This is a genomic window from Metabacillus idriensis (assembly GCF_009674765.1).
GTDB classification, from domain to species: domain Bacteria; phylum Bacillota; class Bacilli; order Bacillales; family Bacillaceae; genus Bacillus_P; species Bacillus_P idriensis.
In genome coordinates this window covers 1,262,790-1,286,324 of sequence record NZ_WKKF01000001.1, presented here as the reverse complement: position 1 = coordinate 1,286,324, position 23,535 = coordinate 1,262,790, and the positions used below count along the sequence as shown (strand labels likewise).

The 23,535-nt window shown below is 41.7% G+C and carries 22 protein-coding genes and 1 other annotated feature; all 22 genes read right to left on the bottom strand.

Annotated elements, in window-relative coordinates; genetic code table 11:
- Positions 1 to 12 precede the first annotated feature (12 nt).
- Positions 13 to 239, bottom strand: a binding site (T-box leader).
- 57 nt (positions 240 to 296) lie between these two features.
- Positions 297 to 803, bottom strand: coding sequence for a DivIVA domain-containing protein (locus tag GJU41_RS06335; RefSeq protein ID WP_070879099.1), 507 nt, complete (start codon positions 801 to 803; stop codon positions 297 to 299).
- A 99-nt stretch (positions 804 to 902) separates the two neighbouring features.
- The gene (locus GJU41_RS06330) at positions 903 to 1,673 is read right to left on the bottom strand and encodes a YlmH family RNA-binding protein (RefSeq protein WP_224771172.1); all 771 of its coding nucleotides are present in this window, start codon (positions 1,671 to 1,673) and stop codon (positions 903 to 905) included.
- Positions 1,674 to 1,738: 65 nt separating this feature from the next.
- Positions 1,739 to 2,002 carry a YggT family protein gene (locus GJU41_RS06325; protein ID WP_070879098.1) on the bottom strand — a complete coding sequence of 88 codons (264 nt, stop codon included), beginning with the start codon at positions 2,000 to 2,002 and terminating at the stop codon, positions 1,739 to 1,741.
- Between the two features lie 6 nt (positions 2,003 to 2,008).
- Positions 2,009 to 2,446: a cell division protein SepF gene (locus GJU41_RS06320; RefSeq protein WP_070879097.1), complete on the bottom strand. Its 438-nt coding sequence runs from the start codon at positions 2,444 to 2,446 to the stop codon at positions 2,009 to 2,011.
- Positions 2,447 to 2,466: 20 nt separating this feature from the next.
- On the bottom strand, positions 2,467 to 3,135 hold the full coding sequence (locus tag GJU41_RS06315; protein ID WP_154318173.1) for a YggS family pyridoxal phosphate-dependent enzyme: 669 nt from the start codon (positions 3,133 to 3,135) through the stop codon (positions 2,467 to 2,469).
- Positions 3,132 to 3,971 (bottom strand): peptidoglycan editing factor PgeF, encoded by an 840-nt coding sequence (gene pgeF, locus GJU41_RS06310; protein WP_154318172.1) that lies wholly within the window; start codon positions 3,969 to 3,971, stop codon positions 3,132 to 3,134. Before pgeF ends, GJU41_RS06315 begins: the two co-directional genes overlap by 4 nt.
- A 94-nt stretch (positions 3,972 to 4,065) precedes the next feature.
- On the bottom strand, positions 4,066 to 4,329 hold the full coding sequence (locus tag GJU41_RS06305) for a YlmC/YmxH family sporulation protein (RefSeq protein ID WP_070879094.1): 264 nt from the start codon (positions 4,327 to 4,329) through the stop codon (positions 4,066 to 4,068).
- A gap of 131 nt (positions 4,330 to 4,460) precedes the next feature.
- Positions 4,461 to 5,309 (bottom strand): RNA polymerase sporulation sigma factor SigG, encoded by an 849-nt coding sequence (gene sigG, locus GJU41_RS06300; protein ID WP_249042921.1) that lies wholly within the window; start codon positions 5,307 to 5,309, stop codon positions 4,461 to 4,463.
- 74 nt (positions 5,310 to 5,383) lie between these two features.
- Positions 5,384 to 6,103, bottom strand: a complete 720-nt coding sequence (sigE, locus tag GJU41_RS06295) for an RNA polymerase sporulation sigma factor SigE (RefSeq protein WP_070879092.1) — start codon at positions 6,101 to 6,103, stop codon at positions 5,384 to 5,386.
- Between the two features lie 55 nt (positions 6,104 to 6,158).
- Positions 6,159 to 7,088, bottom strand: a complete 930-nt coding sequence (gene spoIIGA, locus GJU41_RS06290; RefSeq protein WP_070879091.1) for a sigma-E processing peptidase SpoIIGA — start codon at positions 7,086 to 7,088, stop codon at positions 6,159 to 6,161.
- A 280-nt stretch (positions 7,089 to 7,368) separates the two neighbouring features.
- A complete protein-coding gene (locus GJU41_RS06285) occupies positions 7,369 to 11,688 on the bottom strand; it encodes a S8 family peptidase (RefSeq protein WP_154318171.1) in 4,320 nt (1,439 codons plus the stop codon).
- A 514-nt stretch (positions 11,689 to 12,202) separates the two neighbouring features.
- The gene (gene ftsZ / locus GJU41_RS06280) at positions 12,203 to 13,363 is read right to left on the bottom strand and encodes a cell division protein FtsZ (protein ID WP_070879089.1); all 1,161 of its coding nucleotides are present in this window, start codon (positions 13,361 to 13,363) and stop codon (positions 12,203 to 12,205) included.
- A 44-nt stretch (positions 13,364 to 13,407) separates the two neighbouring features.
- Positions 13,408 to 14,703, bottom strand: a complete 1,296-nt coding sequence (gene ftsA, locus GJU41_RS06275; RefSeq protein WP_070879088.1) for a cell division protein FtsA — start codon at positions 14,701 to 14,703, stop codon at positions 13,408 to 13,410.
- A 217-nt stretch (positions 14,704 to 14,920) separates the two neighbouring features.
- Positions 14,921 to 15,283, bottom strand: a complete 363-nt coding sequence (locus GJU41_RS06270; RefSeq protein WP_070879087.1) for a small basic family protein — start codon at positions 15,281 to 15,283, stop codon at positions 14,921 to 14,923.
- Positions 15,283 to 16,002 carry a DUF881 domain-containing protein gene (locus tag GJU41_RS06265; protein ID WP_396653179.1) on the bottom strand — a complete coding sequence of 240 codons (720 nt, stop codon included), beginning with the start codon at positions 16,000 to 16,002 and terminating at the stop codon, positions 15,283 to 15,285. The genes GJU41_RS06270 and GJU41_RS06265 overlap by 1 nt, the downstream gene beginning before the upstream one ends.
- Positions 16,003 to 16,014: 12 nt before the next feature.
- On the bottom strand, positions 16,015 to 16,713 hold the full coding sequence (locus tag GJU41_RS06260; protein ID WP_070879161.1) for a DUF881 domain-containing protein: 699 nt from the start codon (positions 16,711 to 16,713) through the stop codon (positions 16,015 to 16,017).
- Entirely contained in the window at positions 16,703 to 17,542 is an 840-nt protein-coding gene (locus tag GJU41_RS06255; protein ID WP_070879086.1) for a cell division protein FtsQ/DivIB, read from the bottom strand. Before GJU41_RS06255 ends, GJU41_RS06260 begins: the two co-directional genes overlap by 11 nt.
- 148 nt (positions 17,543 to 17,690) lie before the next feature.
- Positions 17,691 to 18,602, bottom strand: a complete 912-nt coding sequence (gene murB / locus GJU41_RS06250; RefSeq protein WP_154318170.1) for a UDP-N-acetylmuramate dehydrogenase — start codon at positions 18,600 to 18,602, stop codon at positions 17,691 to 17,693.
- A gap of 169 nt (positions 18,603 to 18,771) precedes the next feature.
- Positions 18,772 to 19,857 carry an undecaprenyldiphospho-muramoylpentapeptide beta-N-acetylglucosaminyltransferase gene (gene murG / locus GJU41_RS06245; RefSeq protein WP_154318169.1) on the bottom strand — a complete coding sequence of 362 codons (1,086 nt, stop codon included), beginning with the start codon at positions 19,855 to 19,857 and terminating at the stop codon, positions 18,772 to 18,774.
- Between the two features lie 108 nt (positions 19,858 to 19,965).
- On the bottom strand, positions 19,966 to 21,066 hold the full coding sequence (gene spoVE, locus GJU41_RS06240) for a stage V sporulation protein E (RefSeq protein ID WP_070879083.1): 1,101 nt from the start codon (positions 21,064 to 21,066) through the stop codon (positions 19,966 to 19,968).
- Positions 21,067 to 21,130: 64 nt separating this feature from the next.
- The gene (gene murD / locus GJU41_RS06235) at positions 21,131 to 22,480 is read right to left on the bottom strand and encodes a UDP-N-acetylmuramoyl-L-alanine--D-glutamate ligase (RefSeq protein ID WP_154318168.1); all 1,350 of its coding nucleotides are present in this window, start codon (positions 22,478 to 22,480) and stop codon (positions 21,131 to 21,133) included.
- A gap of 1 nt (position 22,481) precedes the next feature.
- Positions 22,482 to 23,456, bottom strand: a complete 975-nt coding sequence (gene mraY / locus GJU41_RS06230; RefSeq protein ID WP_070879081.1) for a phospho-N-acetylmuramoyl-pentapeptide-transferase — start codon at positions 23,454 to 23,456, stop codon at positions 22,482 to 22,484.
- Positions 23,457 to 23,535: the final 79 nt, after the last annotated feature.

Sequence of the window (23,535 nt, the reverse complement as noted above, 5' to 3'; positions counted from 1 at the left end):
CCTTCTCATCCCATAAGGGACGAGAAGGTTTTCTCGCGGTACCACCCTTTTAGATAACCGGCATTCTAGTTATCCTCTCGACATTCGTAACGTGAATAACGCGTCTTTGCTTACTTTCTATATTGTTTCAGCAAAAAACTCAAGGGTGATTTTCACTTATTCTCCTATGCCGGGCTTTCACCAGTTCCGGCTCGCTTAAAAAGGATAAAATGAGCTACTCTCCCTCTCATCGTTTCAATTTATGATAATTGTTGTAGTCATCGTATTATATGTGAAACTATGTACGCAAGTCAAGATTACACTTTAGATTCTTCGCGTTCTTCGTAAAGTGCTTCCACTTCATACTCTAATAAATGATCCCAGTCGTCATTTTTAAGGAGATCAAGCTGTGCTTCAATCAGCATTTGGAACCTGGTGCGGAAAACCTTAGACTGCTTTTTGAGCTCTTCAATCTCAACTGCGATTTTCCTTGATTTAGACAGCGATTCATTAATGATGCGGTCTGCGTTCTTTTCTGCTTCTTTTACTATTAATTTCGCTTCTTTTTGAGCGTGGCGGCGAACCTCTTCAGCTGCTTCCTGAGCAACTAGAATCGATTTATTTAGTGTTTCTTCAATGTTTGCAAAATGACCAAGTTTCTCGGTTAATTCTCCAACTTTTGATTCAAGTTCTTTGCGTTCGCGAATCGCCATTTCGTAATCCTTTATGACTTGATCAAGGAATTCGTTCACTTCATCTTCATCATAGCCGCGGAAGCCTTTGTTGAATTCTTTGTTATGAATATCTAACGGTGTTAAGGGCACTTGTGCCACCTCCATTATGTATTGAATGAAACGTTTCTTTTAAAACAGTATAATTCATAATTAGACAGAAATGTCAAAATTCCTGCTAAATCCCTAAAATTATTTTTGTTTTCCAATGGTCAGCTTCCATTTATCCTTCTTTGTTCTGCCATCAATCGACATAAGCCTGGATCTCCCAAACCCTCTGACAGAAAGGGTGTCTCCCTCGCGGCATTCAAAAGAAGTCTGTTCAATCACTTTCCAGTTTACTTTTACATGTCCATTTTGAATGAGCAAGCCGATTTTTTGTCTGGATACATTATAAATAGAAGCTGCGACAGCATCTAGCCTTAAGGAGCTGACAGTTGCAGACAGTTCTTGGATTTCTTCATCATGCGGAATTCTTTCACTCCAGTCAAGCTTGCGAAGCGAAACCTTAGCTCTGCCGATTTCGGTTACATTCATTAAAATAAAATCCTCAACCTCTTTGGCTGCCACAAGCTGAATCCGTTCTCCAAAGAACAATAGATCTCCAAACTTAGACCGTTTCAGTCCAAGAGACATAAGTGACCCCAAGATATGGCGATGCTCAAGAGAGATAAATTTAACCGGATATTGAATTTCGATCAGGGATAACTGAAAATCTTCCAAAGAAGGCGTAAAGTAATCCGGGTAAAGGAGAGCTCGCTTTCGCTCCATGTCATCTTCTGAAAACATGACGTTTACTTCCCCATTTGAACCGACTACTGCCTGTACCATTTCCTGCTCTCTCGGATCAAGAAAGTCAGTCAATTTAGGACTGTATTGATTCAGTACATTTTCTTTCCACTCCATCACCTGATCAATAAAGTGACGCTCTTCTTGTCTAAAATGCTGATAAACATGGTTCACTTCATACAGCTCCAAACCGTTCTAAATGAAAACAGTGCCGCATAAACGGCACTTGCAGGACAATTTTATCCAATCATGCTGAATATTGAATTCAGCCCATATCCCGCAAATCGAAGTGCTAGAAGCGCTACGATCGGGGAAATATCAATCATTCCAAGAGGCGGAATGAATTTGCGGAATGGCTCCAGGTAAGGTTCAACGATTTTAGCTAATAATTGGCCAAAACCGCTTTCTCTTGCATTAGGAAACCAGGAAAGCAGAATATAAATAATAATCGCATACGAATAAATCTGCAATAATGTAAATAATACATCAGCTACTATGCCCATCTAGACTTACCACCTCTGATCTTCTTCAGTTACAATTTCAGATATCGATCCTGCGACATCCACATTATCAGGAGTGCAAAGAAAAATATTTGCCCCTATCTTTTGAATGTCTCCACCTATAGCGTACACAGTTCCGCTTAAAAAGTCTACAATCCGCTTTGCCTGATCATGCTGAATCCGCTGCAGATTGACAACAACAGCTCTCCGGTTTTTAAGCTGATCGGCTACATCCTGAGCTTCAGCGTAAACTCTAGGCTCACATAATACCACTTTAGATGATTTTTGAACACTTTGCAAACTTACAACATTCTGTTTCGCTTGCGGTTTTGCGGCAAACGGCTGCTCGTCTTCATAGTCATCTTCCTGATAACGATCCTGCTCAACATACTCATACTCTTCTTCATCCAAGGCAAAAAAGCTTTTAAACTTATTTTTAATACTCAACTTCTGACACCTCCGATTTCTTATCCTACCAGGGCAGAGCCTATACGTATGAAGGTTGCGCCTTCTTCAATCGCGATCTCGAAATCATTCGACATGCCCATTGAGAGCTCTTTGCACGGGGCATAAGGCAAGTGCAGCGCTCTTACTTCTTCGCCTAACTCCCTTAATCTGCGGAATGATTGCCTTAAAACACCTGTATCGTCTGTATGAGGGGCCATTGTCATTAATCCTGCCACATTTATGTACGGAAAGGTTTCAAGTTCTTTAACAAATGGCAAAACCTCATCTGGAGCCATACCGTGCTTTGATTCTTCCCCTGATGTATTTACCTGGATAAAGCAGTCTATTTTATTATCGGCACGTTTGCTGATTTCTTTTGCCAGTGAAAGTCTGTCAAGCGAATGAATATAATCCGCTATCCCGATGATATCTTTCACTTTTCTCGTTTGCAGAGTTCCGATAAAGTGCCATTTCGCCTCTGATCCAATTGCTGTATATTTTTCGTTAAGCCCTTCATTCCTGTTCTCTCCAAGATGGCTGATGCCAGTACTTAACGCTTCTTTAGCACGATTTATATCCACATACTTTGTAACTGCAATGATTTGAATTTCATTAGGATTTCGTCCTATTTTGGAACATGTATTTTCAATTCGGGCATGAATTTCATTTAAGTTGTCTGCTACACTCATAGCTGCTTGTGCCTCCTCGTTAAACCGATAAAACTGAACATTCTTCCAGTCGATCCTGCGTCTTTGCGATGTGAAAAAAACATGGAAGATTCACAGCTTGTACAGAAAGAACTCGTCAAAATCCGGTCCTCTTTTACACCTGCATTGATCAGCAATTGTTTGTTCAGCTGTTTTAAATCAAGTGAGTACTGTCCTTCAGATACTTTTTGATATGGCAGAGGATCCGTATTCCGAATAACTTGATTTACCCGGTCAATAACGTAATCGTCAACTACATAGCAGCACGCTCCGATTGATGGTCCAATTATGGCGCAGATTAAATTTACATCAGCTTCTTCGTCCTTTATCCATGTTTGGATCATTTTTCCGCCTATATCTTTGACAGTGCCCTTCCAGCCTGCATGTGCAGTTCCAATCAGCTTTTTATTGTGTTCATAAAAATACAAAGGAACACAGTCAGCATAGCAAAGAGCAAGCATCAAATTTTCTTCTCTTGTATAAAGGCCGTCTGTTCCAGGAATGGCTGAATGATAATCGAGTATTCCTTTGCCTCTATCAGATTGCGTAACTTTCTGGATACTGCTGTCATGGATCTGATCTGCACAAACCCAATTTTCAAGCGGCATATTCAATTCTTCCGCCAGCCGTTTTCGATTTAAAACGACATGTTCAGGCTTGTCATTTACATGCAGGCCAAGATTCAGCGAGTGAAAATCTCCGCTGCTTATGCCTCCGTTTTTTGTAGTAAAACCGACAATCAGCTCATCATTTAATTTTTCCCAGACCGGGCTGTTCAAATGGGTTTCATGCTGCAGTTGAAACGGCTGCTGAGTCATAAAATGTTCATTCCTTTTGTTTACAGATTGCTGCATGTTTTTGATATACACGACTATATTTTACCACATCTTTCCCATTCCGACAGAAAGATTGTTAAATTAATTCATTATTTTGGTCTATCTCCCTATTTACACGCACTAAAATGACATCTTCTCCGATTTTCACGATATGTCTCCAGGGAACAACCAACTCTTCATCTTTCCCGAAAAAACCCAGCACTTTGCCAGTTCCGCTAATAATCACTGCCTGAATTTTCCCTGTTGTCACATTTATATCAAAATCTGAAACAATCCCAAGCTTTTTGCCATCTGAAACATTGACAACATCTTTCGTCTGAAATTCAGATATATTCATCACCGAAACCGCCCCCTGTTCTTACTTTAACTATATGATTGTACGTCCTGAATCTATTCGAGCTTTTTTACGCAGTATTTTCCAATAAAGGTTGACGTCAGGACAGATAAAAAGGACTGTTCAGATGAACAGTCCTAATTTTGTATGTTCTTATTCATTTGTTTGATTGCAGCTTTCTCAAGTCTTGAAACCTGTGCTTGAGATATACCTATTTCTTCTGCTACTTCCATTTGAGTTTTCCCTTGGAAGAACCGCTTTCTGAGAATCAGTTTTTCACGGTCATTCAGCCGTCTCATTCCTTCTTTTAAAGCGATTTCTTCTATCCAGTGAGAGTCTCGGTTTTTCTCATCGCTCAGCTGATCCATTACATATATCGGGTCGCCCCCGTCATTGTAAATCGGTTCAAACAGAGAAACGGGATCTTGTATAGCATCTAAAGCGAAAACAATTTCTTCATGAGGAACTTCGAGCACCCTGGAAATCTCCTCAGCGGTAGGTTCCCTTGAGGTTTTGCTCATTAATTGTTCTCTGACCTGCAAAGCTTTGTAGGCAATATCGCGAAGAGATCTTGATACACGGATTGGATTATTGTCCCGCAAATATCTTCTGATCTCCCCAATTATCATGGGTACAGCATAAGTAGAAAATTTTACATTTTGGCCAAGATCGAAATTATCAATTGATTTCATAAGTCCAATGCAGCCTACTTGAAACAGGTCATCAACAAACTCTCCCCGATTGTTAAAACGCTGAATGACGCTTAACACCAGGCGTAAATTGCCGTTTACCAGCTTTTCTCTGGCTGATAGTTCACCGCTTTGCATTTGCCTGAACAAAATTCTCATTTCCTCATTTTTTAGGACTGGAAGTTTGGAAGTATCTACTCCGCAAATTTCAACTTTATTTCTTGCCACATCTTTCCCTCCTAACAGGAGCTGCTGTACAGAGTTAAGTATCTCCTTAGGTGGGAAAAATATGCACATGTCCAAACGGTGAAAATTAATCATAAATGACCGAAACCATGCAGGTTCTGGAAATTATCTGGATAAAAAATTTTTTAGACCATTTTATTGAATTCTTTGCGCAATCTTTTGATAATTCTTTTTTCAAGTCTCGAAATATAGGACTGGGATATACCAAGCATATCTGCGACATCTTTTTGAGTTTTTTCTTCTCCCCCCTGAAGCCCAAAGCGGAGTTCCATTATTTGCTTTTCCCTGTCATTGAGCTGCTGAAGAGCTTTCAATAGCAATTTGCGGTCAACATTTGCTTCCAGATCTTTCGTAATAATATCTTCTTCTGTTCCAAGCACATCCGATAGGAGGAGCTCATTTCCATCCCAATCAATATTTAATGGTTCATCAAAGGAAACTTCTGAACGAATTTTATTATTGCGGCGCAAATACATTAAGATTTCATTTTCAATGCACCTGGATGCATATGTGGCAAGTTTAATTTTCTTTTCCGGATTAAAGGTATTAACTGCTTTGATTAAACCGATTGTGCCTATGCTTATCAGGTCTTCAATATTGATGCCTGTGTTTTCAAATTTCCTGGCAATGTATACAACTAAACGGAGATTTCTTTCAATAAGAATCGATCGCGCTGCCTGATCGCCGCCCGGCAGTTTTTTGAGAAGAACTTCTTCCTCATCCTTTGAGAGCGGGGGCGGGAGTGCTTCACTTCCCCCTATGTAGTGGATTTCATCCGTTTTCAGGCCAAGCTTCATCAGTAATTTATACCAGAGATACGTAATGTGCAATTTTAGTTTTTTCATGGTTCTCCCCCTTCTATTTTCCGATTGATCTGAGTACACTACTACAGGATGATGATCACGAAACGTCCTGAACGGCACCGCTCTGAAGCATCTTCGGATGAACAATGCAGTCGTATTCCCCTTCAGGCGACAGGCTTGTTCGGTTCAATCCAATAATGGCTTTTGGAACCAGTATGGTTTCATCTTGTGTTGTAATCATCACTTCATCAGGTTTAAGGCCAATTAAAAACTGATTTGTTTTTCCAACTACACGGAACGGAATAATCCGCACCCTGTTCTCTAGAGGATGTGATTCCTCCGAAGATGACAATGCCGTCATGACATCTTCCTGAAGGGCTATATTCAGAAGAGCATCCGGCAGGAAACCTCTGAGCTTGCCTGCATCTGCAATCATCACGGGAGACTTTGAAATCGGATCATATAGCTGATTGCCGCTGTCGATAAAACCTTTTAATGGAATTGTCGAGTCCCCTACTTTAATGAATACACTGACGATCTGATCATACTGGATTTTTTTCATTTCCAGATCATCAAGCCGCTTTCTTGAAAACATCCAGGCAGCAGGAAAACCGACCAGCACGAAAAGCCAGCTGACAGGGTCACCAAAGCCTCCTGAGTTTGTCATGAGAATGCCGTCAGCAAATCCAATTTCCGTCTGAATAAAATAGTGTGCTCCCATCATCCCCCCGCCTACCATAAAGGTGACAAAGTAAAAAGTGAACAGCGACTGTGCAAAAAACTTAAACCTTTTAAAACCAAAGGCAGAGAGCACCATAAGAATAGATACAAACAGCTTTCCAAATGGATGCATAGCTAAAGGAGCAAGCGGCGTAAAAAGAAGAACAACAATACTGGATCCAATTAAAGCCCCAACAATAATTCGAAGCTTCATGATCTTTCTTTTCAGCAAAATCGCTGTAAGAAGCAGCAATAGCAAATCAAACGAAAAATTCAAAAACCAGATTACATCCAAATAAATGGCCACGTGAAACTCCTTTCCGAAGGTTTTCACATACATATAAAAAAGGATGAAGGCACTGTCCGATTGGATAGTAATAGTATAGCTGAGCAACGCCGGTGAAGTCTGTCAGTTACTGCCGATAAAATAGAGTATTTTTGATAGATATCGCTGCTATTTGTCGATGGAAAAGGGTGGAAAAGCATAAGGAATTCTGTTTACTGATCAGCTATGGTCTTTTAAAAAACTGAGGGAAAACGAAAAAACTCTCATTCCCGTTTTGCTGGAATGAGAGTTTTCCCTGTCCTTAATTCTTCGCCGGCTTCTTGCCGCCTATAAACAGCTTTCCTTCTGCGACGGCTCTTGTTACGTTGCCAAAATCATCTTTTGCAATGACTTCGATTCTCGCACCGTCAGCCTTCATATTGGATGTTGCTGTGTAGTATCCTTCGTAATGACCAGGTGCCGTTTCTCTCAGTGGAAGCTCTGTTGCATTTTGGATGCCCGCATTAGTCAGCGGCATATGGAGAACGAAGGTTGCATCTAAATCTTCTTCGCTGTTAAATTCTATTTTCACACTTTCCCCTGACTTGATGTACTTGTCTTCGGAAGGTTTTAGATTTTCAATGACTGGTGCATCGTATTTTACATATACTTTAACGGTTTTCTTTAAACGATTTCCTGCTTTGTCTGCTGCAAGAACGGTAATCACGTTCTCTCCGTTTTCAAGCAGAATCCGTTTAGAGAATTTGCCGTCTTTGACTGCTGCCTTTTGACCATTGACTTTTATCCAGTCTAGATGGTCATCTGAAACGGTTCCGCTGACAGTCAATGCCTCTGTATTCAGTTTTTGGCCGTCTTTTGGGTTTTCAACAGTAAACTGCGGTTTTGTTTTGTCCAAAGTAACTTTTACCGCATTAGACGCATCAGTCATGCCTGCATCTGTGCTGGATTTGGCTGTCAGTACATTTTCACCTGCATTAAGTGTTACTTCTGCACGGAATGTACCGTTTTCAGAAGCTTGTACAGAAGCTGCTTCTGTTTCTCCATTGTAAATATGAACGGTTGTAGTCTGTGATGCATTCCCCTCAACAACAGCTGTTTTTTGTTTTGTAAACGAACCGTCTTTAGGTGACGTAATTTCAGGTGCTGTCACCTCATAATCCACAATTGCCCGGATCATATAGTTTCCTTCGTCAGCAGGTGACGGTGACCAGGCTCCGCTTACCATCTGCCAGCTGCGGCCTGCATTTTCTCCATCTTCATCTGTTGCAAGTCCAGGTGAGTTAGGGTTTGCTTTTGTTTGGATGTAAACCATATAGAAGTCTCCATCGACGACTACACCCTGGTCAAGCAAATCAACCATTGTCCATTCTCCGTTGCGCAGAGCCGTTGCATTGATTGGTCCTGCAAGCTTTTTGCCCGGGGCCCCGTCAGTTCCTGATGCATCGTAGATCGCAACCTGGAACTCAGTGCCTCCAGGTACAGGCCACTCTGTATCCCAGAACCTGAACAGTCCGCCTGTTACCATTGCTCGTTCGTTTCCTTCAGCCAGAGACATTTTAACCGCCCAGCCATTGCCTGCTGCATTAAAGGCTCTAGCGTTTTCTGCAGTACCGTCGTCATATCCGATTTCACCAGGATACCCAATGAATGGCTTGAGCGTAATATTTTGAACAGTTGGCTGTTCTGCATCAATCACGATGCTTGTATCCTTAGCATAATAGGAAGGTGCCATCGCTTTTAACGTATAGTCTCCTTCATATGCTTCAATCGAATATTCCCCTTGTTCATTTGTCTGAACAGGTGTAATTGCTGCATCTTCAACCAGCAGAAGCGTTGCGTTTGGCACAGGCTCCCCAGTTGCTTCGTTTGTAACTACACCGCTGACTGTTCCTTGAGGAAGTTCTTCAAGAACAAAGTTCGCTTCTGTTATGCCGTCGTTTTCAATCATGACTGGCTGAGTTTCTGTTGCGTAACCGTATGCTTCTGCCTGTAGAGTAAATGATCCAGCGCCATGAACAATTTCATAGCTGCCATCCTGCAGACTTGAGTATGTGGACCTTCCAGTTTCAACAATGCTTACTTCTGCTCTCATCGGAAGGGCAGCAGGCAACGCAGTTTCCTGGGATCCTTCCACAGCCCCGCTGAATGGTGCAGGCTGAATTTTATTTGGATAAACCTTTTCCTTTTTCTCCTTGGCTGCTTTATCCGCACTTGCAGATTTGCTTTCTAAGCCCAGACTTGCTTTGTTTTGAATTTCAATGGCCGTATCAGACAATTTAACATCATCGATGTACCAGCCGTCTTTTACAACGCTTCCGTCAGCGGTTACATTGAAGGCAACATAAATCCGCTGGCCCGCATACTGGCTGAGATCAACCTGGCCGTCTATCCAGCTGGTTGTATTTCCATTAACCCTAAGGGCCTGTGTCCATGTTTCCTGATCGGTTGAAACGAAAACATGGCCATAGTCATATCGCGCTTCAAGTTCATGCCACTGCTTAAATTGAAGGAAGGCTGATCCTTCTGCAGGCAAATCAATAGGAGGCATAAGCAAATTCATATTTGCTCCATTTTCATAATCGCCATCAAGATTCGTAGCAAAGACTTTTTCACCTGAAGCTGCATTGCCAGGACCGTTTACAGGCGCTCCATGCTCCCAGCTGTTTTTCACTCCGTAAGAAGTCCAGCCGGCTGCGCCAGATTCAAAATCCTGCTCATAGCCAGTCGTAATGCCAGGCTGAACTGAGACTTCATACTCTTCGGAAACAACTTCATTTGCCCCAAAATCAACTGCTTTCCACTTATAGACAAGTGTGCCTTCGGCGATTGCTTCACCCGGGATCACCGCTTCGTAATTTCCATCAAGGAAATCTCCTGAAATTCTGGAAGCTTCAGCTGTCTGCCATTCTCCGCCGTTGCTTTGATAGTGAAGAGAAACATTCGTAACGCTTATATTATCGCTGACAGACACTCTAAGAGATAGGTTCATTCCTTCAAATGTTTCAGCAGGTGCCGTGTGCTCCATAACCGGAGCCTCGGTATCTTCCCCTTCTTTCGCAACTTGTCCTTTCACTTTTCCAAGACCTGTCATCAGAGAAGAGACAGCATCATATGCATTTACCAGGCCATGGCCATAGCCATTATTAGGCGAGCTAGTAAACGTTGAATCAGTCAAAGGTGTCGCTGTTGTAGTCAGCACGTTTTCGATTTCATCAACCGTAATCGATGAGTCAACCTGCCTCAGCAAGGCAACGACAGCCGAAACGTGAGGACCTGCCATTGATGTTCCATTCCAGCCGCCTTCATAAACACCGCCAGGAACAGATGACCGAATGTTTACTCCCGGTGCAGCAATATCAGGCTTTGTTTCATCATACGGTGAAGGCCCTTGCAGAGAGAAACTTCCTAATTGGTTATTTATGTCCGTTGCACCTGTAGCAAACGATTCTGGATAGTTTGCCGGATTGGCAATAGAACCTGGACCACCCGGGTTAAATAATGTCGTGTTGCCGGCAGAGAACTCTGGAAAGATGTCTGCGGCCCGCCATGCATTAACCATCGGTCTGTACCATTCATCAAGCCCAGCTCCGCCGCCCCATGAGTTGTTGACTACATCTGGAGCCATTTCTGGATGAGGGTTACCTTCGGCATCTTTTGGAGCTAAAATCCATTCACCTGCTTCAAGCAAATCAGCATCTGTTCCGCCATTTGCAGTAAAAGCTTTGACAGCAATCCATTTCGCTCCCGGAGCAACCCCGATTTGATTATTTCCATTCGGTTCTGCCCCAACCATGGTTCCAGTTACATGTGTTCCGTGCCCTTGATCATCATATGGCACTGCCTGGTTTGCCGTTGCATCAAACCAGCTAAATTCATGATTGGGCGAACTTGGTGAAGCTGGATTAAAGCCGCGGTACTTTTCTTTTAATGCCGGATGGTCCCACTGCACTCCGGTATCAATGGAAGCAACCACCGTTCCGCTTCCGTCTATGCCCAACTCCCATGCTGCTTGCGCACCGATCTGATTAATGTTCCACTCGGTTGCAGCAGGAGATGCTTTTGCATCAGCCTGTTTCCCGGATGTTTTTTCTTTCTCTGCAGTTCCAGATGCCAGCTGCCGGACTTCGTTTGGAAGGACCTTGTCCACCTCAGGAAATGCAGCAACCTTTTCCATGACTTCCTTTGTAGCCGTAACGGCCATTCCATTTACAATGTAGTATGATCGGATGTCTTTGGCATTGCCTGCCTTTTCTTGTTTCGTTAAGTACGTTTTCAGGTTCTGCTGCGTTTCAATGGCTTTTGCGCGAAGAGAGGATACAACAGCCGAACGCTTCTCATACTTAGCTTGAGTCTTTGATTCTTTTGATGCGGCTTTTGCAGCATTCTTTGCGACTTTTGCCGTATCAACCTGTTCTTTCAGCTTAATGAGAAACGTTACCTTCTCTTCCTTCTTAAAAGACTCAGCTAGCTTCTTTGAAACTTTTTCAGGAGCTATGTTTTTTTGGTCCTTTACTGATGTACTGACGCTTGTGCTTGCCATTGAAACACTCGGAGCAAGCAAAGTAAGCAGCAGGATACAAATTGACAAAATACTGACCCATTTCGCATGTTTCTTCCGCATTCCTTAAATTCCCCCTTAATTTGTAGGTCGCCGTAAACGTTCCCCCTTTCTATATAAATGTCTGTCAGTTCTGGGCTGTTAACTTAAATGTATAGAAAATTTTTAGAAAATTTTGTCATTTTATGTAACCAAATTCTTCCTGTTAATAAAACAAGTGTTTAGTAGGATATTTATGGAAATCAATCTGAGGCTAAAGCATGTCAACTAAAAATCGCGGTCCTGGATAAAGCAGGCTATTACTGGATTTATAGAAGATGGACATGGAGGTCAAACTATCTATATCAAAAGAAAAAACAAAAAATAAACATTTATTACCTTATTTAACTTTTATTGGCTAGTGTTGAATTGAACAAGCTGTGGCTTTAGTAATAGAAAAAGGGTTGGTTTTTAAAAAAAGTGATGGTTATATGAGGACTTTTAGAGGAAGCTGCAAAGAGGATTGGGGCAAATGGTATATTTAAAAAATTTGGAGAAAAATAAAAAAGACATGGCACTTGGGCCATGTCTTTAAGTTTTATCGGCGTTTATTGCGGTTTCTTAAGAATGTTGGGATATCAAGTGTATCTTCACCTTGCTGCATAGAACGGTTTGTCATTTCTTGTGCAGGCTCTTCGCGCTCCCGCTCACGCTTCATTTCTCTTACGTCGCGAGGCTTTGGCATAGGTTTTGCCGATGTATTATTCCCGAAAGGTCTTGATGCCGGTTTGCTGTGATTGATTTCAACTTCATTGAAACCAGTTGCAATAACCGTAACGACAATTTCATCCTTTAAGTTTTCATTAATAACAGATCCGAAAATCATGTTTACATCTTGATCAGATGCAGTCGCTACAATATCAGCAGCTTCCTGAACTTCGTACAAGCTTAAGTTTGAACCGCCTGTAATATTCATCAGGACACCTTGAGCACCATCAATTGATGTTTCAAGGAGAGGACTTGAGATTGCCTTCTTAGCAGCTTCTGCAGCTCTGCTTTCTCCAGTTGCAACACCGATACCCATTAATGAAGAACCTTTATTGGACATGATTGTTTTAACATCAGCAAAGTCAAGGTTAATTAATCCAGGTACAGCGATCAAGTCAGAAATACCTTGTACACCTTGGCGTAAAACGTTGTCCGCTTCACGGAAAGCTTCAAGCATAGGAGTATTTTTATCTACGATTTCAAGAAGACGGTCATTTGGAATGACGATTAATGTATCAACTGATTCCTTCATAGAAGAAATTCCGCCCGCAGCCTGCATTGCACGCTTGCGTCCTTCAAATGTAAATGGACGAGTGACAACACCTACTGTTAAAGCACCTAAGTCTTTAGCGATCTGCGCAATAACCGGGGCTGCTCCAGTTCCGGTTCCTCCGCCCATTCCCGCTGTAACGAAGACCATATCAGCGCCTCTTAAAGCTTCTTCAATCTGTTCTTTGCTTTCTTCAGCTGCTTTTTTCCCTACTTCAGGGTTAGCACCCGCGCCAAGACCTCTTGTAAGCTTTGAACCAATTTGCATTCTTGTTTCTGCTTTAGACAGGTTCAGCGCCTGTGCATCAGTGTTCACAGCGATAAAGTCTACCCCTTGAACACCGTGTTCTATCATACGGTTAACAGCGTTGTTTCCTCCGCCGCCAACACCTATTACTTTAATTGTTGCCATGCCATCAATATTGCTTTCAAACTCCAACATACAAAATCCTCCTAATCCATCGAATGACTTCCTCTTGATGCAGGTTATTCAAAGAAGTAACCAAAGAATTTTTTTACTTTGCTTTCTTTTTTTTCTTCTTTTTCTTTTGGTTTTGAACGCTGCTGCTGATGCTGCTGATGCTGAGGTTCTCTTTGAGACGCTTTCTCAAGCTTATCAGGAACAACATTCGAACTGATGCTTCTGCCTTGAATCTTCGCATTTTTATAAGCAAATTGGATTAAACCTACACCGGTCATATATTGAGGTTCCCTTACACCAATATAATCCGGGCTTGCAATGCGGACATTGTTTTGCAGAACAGCCTGTGAGATCTCAAGAACTCCCGGCATGCTGACCGTTCCTCCAGTCAGAACAAATCCGCCGGGCAGGTCTCTTACTCCAAGTCTCTTAATCTCGTGTAATACTAATTCAAACATTTCTTCAAGTCTAGCTTCTATAATATCAGATATTTCAAGCTGATTGAATTGCTGTTTTTGGTCTGTGCCAATAATAGCAGCTTCAAACACTTCTTCTTCAGAAGCATAATCATAGAAAGCATGTCCATGTTTCACTTTAATGCGTTCAGCCTCATCCGTTGTTGTGCGAAGTCCGATTGAAAGATCCTTCGTAATATTCTCTCCGCCAATTGGAAGAACGCTGGTCGTTTGCAGATGACCTTGATCAAAAACTGCGATCGTCGTTGAGCCTCCGCCAATATCAACCAATGCTACACCGAGGTTTTTCTCATCTTTCGACAGTGCAACGGCTCCTGAAGCAAGCGGCTGCAGACAAATATCCGTTATTTCAAGTCCTGCTTTTTCTACACAGCGAAGCAGATTATGTAAAATCGTTCTAGATCCAGTGATGATCGTACCTTCCATTTCAAGACGGACACCGATCATTCCGCGCGGATCGCTGATTTCATCCAAACCATCGACTATGAACTGCTGAGGAATTACATCTATTATTTCTCGTTCTGGAGGTATTGACATAACTTGAGCTGCTTCAATCACTCTTCTTATGTCCTCATTAGCTATTTCACGATTGTCACTTGAAACTGCAACAACACCGTGACAATCCTGCAACTGAACGTGATTGCCAGTCACCCCTACTACGACTCTTTTAAGCGGAATGCCAACCATTCTTTCTGCCTGCTCCACCGCTTTTTTAATAGAATGAACGGTCTCGTCAATATCAACGATAGACCCTTTTCTTAATCCTTCAGATTTCACATTGCCTACACCTATAATGTTTAAATTATCATCTGCCATTTCACCGATGATAACCTTAACACTGGATGTACCGATGTCTAGACTTACAAAGATTTCATTGTTGTTCATTCTATGGCACCTCCTTAACTTATCATTTCCATTCTATTATTAGAGGAACAACAATACAATGAATCTAGTTTTACATATTTGTAACAATGGTGAAAAATATTGTGATAATTGACTTCTCATTGTCACATTTATTTTCCGGCCCGTAATACGGACTCTTTTTAATAAATACATACTAAAGTGAGTATTCGTCAAATCCTTGATTTTCCCTCTTAAAAAATCAACTTTTTTTTAGTTTTTGGCGCGATTGAGTCCAATTGGAAATTAATATTCGTCTAATCACAGCAATATTTTGAAACAGTCTGACTCCAAAAGCAAATATTGCTACCAAATACAAGTCTACACCAAGATGAACACCTAGAAAAGCTAAACTTGCAGCCAATATGATGTTAAAGAAAAATCCGGATACAAAAACCATCTCATCGTACATGTTTTGCAGATGAGCACGAATTCCTCCAAGCAGAGTATCGAGGGCTGCGAGAATAGCAATGGACAGATAATTCGAATATTCACCGGGAATTCGGAAATCAGTCAGCAGTCCCAATGTTATTCCTAGTATTAATCCTAAAATGGGAAGCCACATTATGATTTCTCTCCTTCCTCAACCGGCTTCATATTTTTTATCCGGATCGCATCGTCATACGGCGGTATGACAATCCGGTTCTTTGGCTTAGATATTGAAAGCCGCAGATTGTCAATTGCAAAGGTGTCCATTGTCGTGGACCCGTTCAGGCGGCTGAATAGCTTTTCTGCGTCTTCTGAAATGACTTTTATTTCAATTGGATATGAATTCAAACTGTACCCGTCCATTTTTGTCTGGCCATTAATATCACGGATGACAGTTGTATTCACAACTCTTCTGTCTGAAATAGCGACATGCTCGGCACCATATGAATTCAGCTCGTTCAACAATCGTTTCAGCAAATCAGGCGCTATGTTTTCAACCTCAGTCTGTGAAACTGCTGCATCAAACAGCGGTTCTATAGTAATGACTACACCCGCTCCCGTAACTTCCGTTAAGCCCGCTTCATTTTTAAGTTCCTCAAGAGTCTCTTTCAGCGTTTTTTCTGCACTTTGATTTTCATCATTTTCGTATGTATCAATCAGCTCTTCGTATTTGCGGATCTCAAGCAAAAGGCTCGACTGAGTCTCTTGTTCCTGCTTGAGCGCCTCCCTCAATTGCCACATGTCACGTGTATCTCTTACAGCCGGTTCCTGGATCGATTGAAATTGAACGGCAAGCATTAAGCCAAATATCATGGTCAGCAGTGAAAAGCTGACACCCTTAAGATTTTTCTTCAAGGCAACCACCCATCAAGATTTCTTTTCTTGCAATAAAGGATTCATCTTTATTTCATTTTTCTTCTCAAGGGTTATTACGATATTATCGTAAGCAATCTGCTCGACAATACCGCCGGCGATATTTAATGCCTGGTCCAGAACAGCAGGCTCGCCGATGGCAGATATGACAAAGGGAGCTGGAAATTGATTTCCATCCACGGTGACGACAGGACCATTACAATATATATACGAATCATGTGATAATCTTTGTCCATTGATGGCTACGGCGCTTGCACCTGAAATAAGCAATTCGTTGATCACTTTAAAAATATGGCCTTCATGAACAATGTAATTATTTACATTTTCCCCTTCTGGAATGTAGGAGGAATCCTCCAGAGTCACTTCAATCCCCTCCCCTGCTACACCCAGTTCGCCTACATACATTCTGTACTTCTCAACATCTTCAACAAGATTAAAGTAAATCTGTTTTTCATTCTTCAGATTTTCTTCAATTTCTCTTACTTTTTCCTGGCTTTTAAATAGTTCCTTTTGAAGCTCGGTATTTCTTTCCTCTTGCTTGATCAGCAGCTGTCTTGTTTCATACTCTTTGCTCCACTGTTCAGAAGATATTCCATTATTCGGACGCTGTTCTTTTGTGAGCTGATAAGAAAAAGAAACTAAAAAACCGAGAACAAGCATGATTAAAGATAGAACAACATATCTACCTCTCATCTTCATTTTCATTTTGCACTGTCCCCTCCGGCTCTCCTTCTGATGCGGCGCCCTCTTCCGCCGCTTCTTCTGCAGCTTCATCTTTCTTATCGTATGATTCAAAATAGGTTCCGACTTCCATATGAATAATGCCTTTGGAATTTGGAGGCAGCTGGCTGACTATGGCTGGATAATCAATCATTTTTTTTGAAAAGCTGCGGACCGAGGCCTGCACTTCAAATCCGTCATTCATGTATAGTGTAATATGCCAAGGATCTGTTTTTTCAGGTGTATGATAGATTTCAGAAATCGCATTCTTTACACTGTCTGGAATACTCATGAGTTCCATGGCCATTTCTTCAATCTCCTCAGCCTTGCTCCAATTAATCAGAAGCGGAGCATCGTCTGGAAATGTTCCTTCAACCGGGTCAAGTGTTTTGCCGTTTTCAAGGATGGGAGAGTATTGATCTCCTTTAACGATATAGGCCACTTTATGATATTCTTCAACCACAATCGTCACCTTATTTGGCAATTGCTTGTCCAATTTCACATTTTGAATCTGATCAAAATCAGAAAGGGCATCATTCACTTCTTTTTCATTGATGCTCCAAAAGCCTGATTTTTCTGTAATTCCACTCATATTTATTATTTCTTCTTCTGATACTGTCTTATTACCGGCAACATCTACGGAAGATACTTTGCTAAGCGGAGATTGAAAGTAGATCACCAATAAAATGAGGATGAAAAAGACGGATAAAAATAAAATTAACCTGCGGTTGGATTTTTGTTTCCGATGCTCCTTGAGCTTTGGAACACGATCTTCAAGCGAAACGACTTTGCCTTTTTCCAACTTGTAATCACCCCTCATCCCGAATCACTTTCGGGGGCGTAAAATCATCTTTAAAAGAGAAACAAACGGCATATAGTATGCCGTTTAGCAACTGTACCTTTAATAAAGATAGTATACCACAATAAAAGGAAAAAGAGATAAGCATTCTCTACTCATTTACACCGACAATTTCAACTTCTGTTTCCATTTTGACAGCGTGTTTTTCATAGATTGTTTTTTTAACAAAATCAATTAAATCAAGTACATCTTTCGCTGTGGCATTGCCAGTATTCACAATAAAATTCCCGTGAAGTTCGGAAATTTTCGCACCGCCGATCTGATATCCCTTTAGGCCAGATTCCTGAATCAGCTGGCCGGCATAATGCGGCAGGGGATTTCTAAAAACGCTGCCGCAGTTAGGATGATCCCAAGGCTGTGTTTCTCTGCGGTAATCTTTATTTTTTTGAAGCTCTGCCACAATTTCTTCCCGATTGCCTTTATCAAGCTTCAGAACCGCTTCGAGACAAATGCCAGGACGCTTCTTCTGAAGCAGGGAAGTACGATATGAAAAATCTAATTCTTCCGCCGTCAGCCATTCCATTGTTCCATCTTCAAACAGAATATGCGCCTTTACAAGAATTTTAGACATATCAGAACCGTGAGCACCCGCGTTCATGTAGACAGCTCCGCCAACAGATCCGGGAATGCCTCCTGCGAACTGAAGACCTGAAAGTCCTTGTTTGCTGATGACAGTCGTTAATTTTATAAGTGAGTAGCCTCCGCCAGCGGTAATGGTATCTCCATCCACTTCAAGATGATCCAGCCCTTTTCCGAGTTTAATCACAACACCGTTAATGCCTGAATCCCCGACAAGCAGGTTTGATCCCCTGCCGATCGCTCTCCATGGAACTCCGCTTTCTGTCACGATATCCATCGTTTTTTTCAGATCTTCAATCGAATTCGGCTCTACAAAAATTTCTGCAGGACCTCCGATTTTAATCGTCGTATGCTTTGCCAGCGGTTCATTATGAACAACTTTCCCAACTTCTGCTTCTTGTAATTTCATTAGTATCTGTTCCATGACAGCCTCCTAAAATAGATTGTTCTTTTGTGTATGACATTGAAGAAGGCTCATTGGAATTATAGTTCGATAGGCACAAATAGTTTGATACCCTCTTCTGATATGTTATAAACCCCTATGACTTCTGTCTTTATAATATTTTATGTCAGCATTTAAGATAAAAGCTAATTTATTTTTCAGCAAGAACCTGTATTTCTTTATATAACTTGGCTGCAGCATCTGGAATGCCCAGCTGTTTAGATGCTGATGACATTTTTTGAAGATTGTCCGCATCAAGCAATATAGCATCCATCTCTTTTATTAATACAGCACTTGAGAGGTCTTTTTCAAGGATTAATGCCGCTGCATCATGATCACTTAAAGCCCGTGCATTTTTTTCCTGGTGATTTGCCGTTACGTAAGGACTGGGAATCAGGATACTTGGAAGCCCAAGCGCCGTTATCTCGGCCATTGTAGTTGCTCCTGACCTGGCAACAATTAAATCAATCCCTTTTAAGACTTCAGGCATGTTATGAATGAAAGGCTTGATTACGACATTTTTTGGGAGATTCTTAACTTGATCCATAACGTGATCATAATGAACTTCACCAGTTACATAGATAACTTGATAATTCTTATTTTTCATTTCTTCAAGCATTCCGATGACAGCATCATTAATAGGCTTTGCCCCTCTGCTTCCTCCCATAATCAGCACTGTTTTTTTATCGGGCTTAAGAGCAGGGTCTCTATAGTGCTTTACGTTATCCGCTGCCACTTCAGACGCTCTCGGGTTTCCGGTCAGCACTGTTTTTTCAGCAGGAAAATAGCTTCTTGCCTCTTCAAAACAAATCGCTACCTTATCTACATACCGGGCTAAGAATTTGTTCGTTACTCCCGGCAGACTGTTTTGTTCATGGATGATTGCGGGAACCTTAAGCTTAGAAGCGGCATAAACAACAGGTCCGCACACATAGCCGCCTGTGCCGATTACGACATCAGGTTTAAATTCTTTAATGAATTTTCTGCTGTCGCTGACGCCTTTGAAAAAGCGCATGATCGTCTTTGCATTATCCAGAGAGATCTTTCTTTTAAAACCGGAAATTTCGATTGAACGAAAAGCTACACCTGCTTTTGGAACGATTTTAGACTCCAGGCCATTTTCAGTGCCGACATACAAAAATTCCGCATTTGGATCATTTCTTTTTATTTCATTTATTAAAGCAAGAGCAGGATAAATGTGCCCGCCTGTCCCGCCGCCGCTTACCAAAATTTTCATATGTATCCCCCATTAATTAGAAACATTTTCAAAAATATTCAACTTTAGCTTAAAAAAATGATAAACCCTGTTTTTCAACAGGGTCTATTTCAACTATAGAATGTAAGTTCAGTATCTTGCATATCTGCTAATATTCAGCAGAACACCAACCGCCATCAGCATGAGCGTCAATGAAGAACCGCCGTAGCTCAGAAATGGCAAGGTAATACCTGTTACCGGCATCAGCCCCGTTACTACTCCGACATTGATCATAACTTGAATCGCAACCATTGTGATGATGCCAATTGCCAGAAATGAACCGTACAGATCAGGGGCACCGAGAGCTATTCTTACACCGCGCCACAATAACAGACCAAACAGCAAAATGATCAGAGAGCCGCCGATGAAGCCCAGCTCCTCTGCCAGGATTGCAAAGATAAAATCTGTTTGCGGCTCTGGCAAGTAAAAGAACTTTTGCCTGCTCTGTCCAAGGCCAAGACCAAATAGTCCGCCGGGACCAATCGCATACAGGGATTGAATGATTTGAAATCCGCTTCCCAGGGGATCTTCCCATGGATTTAAAAACGATGTGATCCGCTTAATCCTATATGGAGCTGATAACACTAAACCTACGAATCCGGCAACTCCAAGCAAACCAAGCAAACCAAAATGGGTAATTCTCGCTCCGGCAACAAAGATCATCACAATACAAGTCCCGACCATAACAGTTCCAGTTCCAAGATCAGGCTGAAGCATAATTAATGCAAATGCAGTAAACACAAAGCCAAGTGAAGGAAAAAGACCTTTTTTAAATGATGTTATTTTTTTTTGATTTTCAGACAGAAATTTAGCCAAAAAAGCGATCATGGCAAGCTTCATGAACTCTGAAGGCTGAATGGAAAACGCTCCGACTCCAATCCAGCTGCGTGAACCATTTCTCTCCATTCCAATGCCCGGAACTAAAACGGCCAGAAGCAGCACAAAACAAATAATAATCAGCATTTTTGCCCAGGTTCTCCACGTCCAGTAATCAACATTCATTAAAAAAAACATGGCGATTACACCTACACCCGCAAAAAGCAGCTGCCTCTTTGCAAAGAAAAATGAATCCTCAAATTTATAAGTTGCCCAAACTGCGCTTGCACTGTATACCATGATCAGTCCAATCGTCAGCAGCAGCAAGGTAATGATGACTAGAATGAAATCTGGTGCAGATCTTTTTGCCGTCAACGCCGAACACCCCAATATTATGGAATTAGGGCTCAAGCTTTGTGGCGATGCGTGTACGAGCCCTTTACTTTAGCTTATGCACGGCGTTCTCAAACATGTCTCCTCTTTGTTCAAATGTTTTATATTGATCCCAGCTAGCGCACGCAGGGGATAAGAGAACAATGTCACCATCTTGAGATAAGTCAAACGCCGCCTTAGCCGCTTGTTCAACATTATCGACACGTTTGATCACTTCTATTCCAGCATCTCCTGCTATTCTCTCAAGTTTTGGAGCCGTCTGTCCGAATGTGATGATTGCCTTCACATTGCCGAGGAAAGGGATAAGCTCATCAAATTCGTTTCCGCGATCCAAGCCTCCTGCAAGCAGAAGTGTCGGCGCATCAAAGGCCTGCAGCGCTTTAGATGTTGCCAATATATTGGTAGCTTTAGAATCGTTGTAATATTTTACTCCATCAATCTTGCTGATAAACTGCAGACGATGTTTAACACCTTTAAAAGCAGTCAGAACTTTTTGAATGGCTCCTGTTGAAGTTCCATATAGTTTTACCACACAGATTGCAGCAAGGATATTCTCAAGATTATGCTTGCCGGGCAGGACAATATCTTTCAGTTCAATAATCTGCTCATCGTTATACCAAAGCGCTCCATTACTCATATAAGCGCCTTTTTCAAGCTTCTCGGAAACGGAAAAATAAACGATTTGACCTTTTGATTTTTCAGCTGCCCGGCGCACATCCATATCATCATAATTCACGACAGAATAATCATCAGTCTGCTGATTTTCATAGATTTTCGCTTTTGCAAGGGCATATTCTTCTCTAGTGCCATGATAATCAAGGTGGGCATCAAATAGATTCAGCAGCAGCGCTATTTTCGGTCTGAATTTGATTGTACCCATGAGCTGAAAAGAAGACAGCTCAGTCACAATGACATTTTCTTCAGTAGCATGTTCAGCGACCTCACAGGCCACGGTTCCGATGTTGCCGGCGATCAAAGACTTCTTTTGATCAGCTACAAGCATTTCGTGAATAAGCGTAGTCGTGGTTGTTTTTCCATTTGATCCCGTAATTCCGATCATATCAGCTTCTGAGATTAAATAAGCGAGTTCCACTTCTGTAACAATCGGAATCTTCCGCTCCAAAGCAACAGCCAGCAATGGATTGGAATAAGGAATGCCAGGGTTTTTCACAATGTATTCTGCATGATCAAGAAGCTCTATCGGATGACTTCCGCATAGGACCTTCAGGCCTGCAGCCTGAAGCTCCTGGGCAGACTCATTTTCCTCGAATGGCTTCATATCATTGACTGTTACTATCGCTCCGAGTTTATGTAAGAGCTTTGCAGCAGCTAAACCGCTTTTTGCAAGCCCTAATACAAGTACATGTTTATGAGTAAAATCTTGAATATTTTTCATCTTATAACCACACCTCAATATAAATTCCCAGAATGGCGAACACGAGACCCACAGACCAGAATGTTACGACAACTCTCCATTCTGACCAGCCGGTTAATTCATAGTGGTGATGAAGCGGGCTCATCTTAAACACCCGTTTTCCAGTCGTTTTAAAAGAAATAACCTGAATAATAACAGACAGCGTTTCGATGACGAAAACTCCACCGATTAAAACAAGAAGAATTTCAAGCTTTGTTAAAATAGCAACCGTAACAATAGCTCCTCCGAGTGCCAGTGATCCTGTGTCACCCATGAATACTTTTGCCGGATGTGCATTAAAGACAAGAAAACCAAGAACCGCTCCGACAACTGCCACTGAAAAAATAGCCACATCATATTGAGATTGATTCCAGGCAAGAACAGCAAATGCACCAAAAGCAACGGCCGCCGTACCTGAGAGCAAGCCGTCAAGTCCATCTGTTAAGTTAACAGCATTAGATCCGCCGACAAGCATGAAAATAATCAGAATCACATATGCAAAGCCTAAATCAAACGAAAATTCTGTGCCTGGAATGCGGATTTCAGAAGAAAACCCATATTGTTTAAAAACAATATAGAAAATGACAGCAATGATAATTTGGCCAATCAGTTTCTGCTTTGATGTAAGACCGAGGTTGCGCTTCATCACAACCTTAATAAAATCATCCAGAAAACCGAGGAGACCGTATCCGAACATAACGAATAACAGCAAATACATTTCTACACTTGGTTCTGCAAATTTATAGCTCATGACAAGCGTTGTCACAATGACAGACAGAATAATCATGATCCCGCCCATCGTTGGCGTGCCTGATTTTTTCTGATGGGATTTTGGCCCTTCATCCCGAATGCTTTGTCCGAACTTAAGCCTTCTTAAAAATGGAATAAAGATGGGAGATATCAGAACACTGATTAAAAAACCCATAATAATTGTAAATAAAATAATTTGTTCGAGCATGTTTAGATCCTCCCTGAATAACTGCGTGATGACCGCTTCTGATTACGGATTCATCATAAATACTAGCTTGTGAATTTTT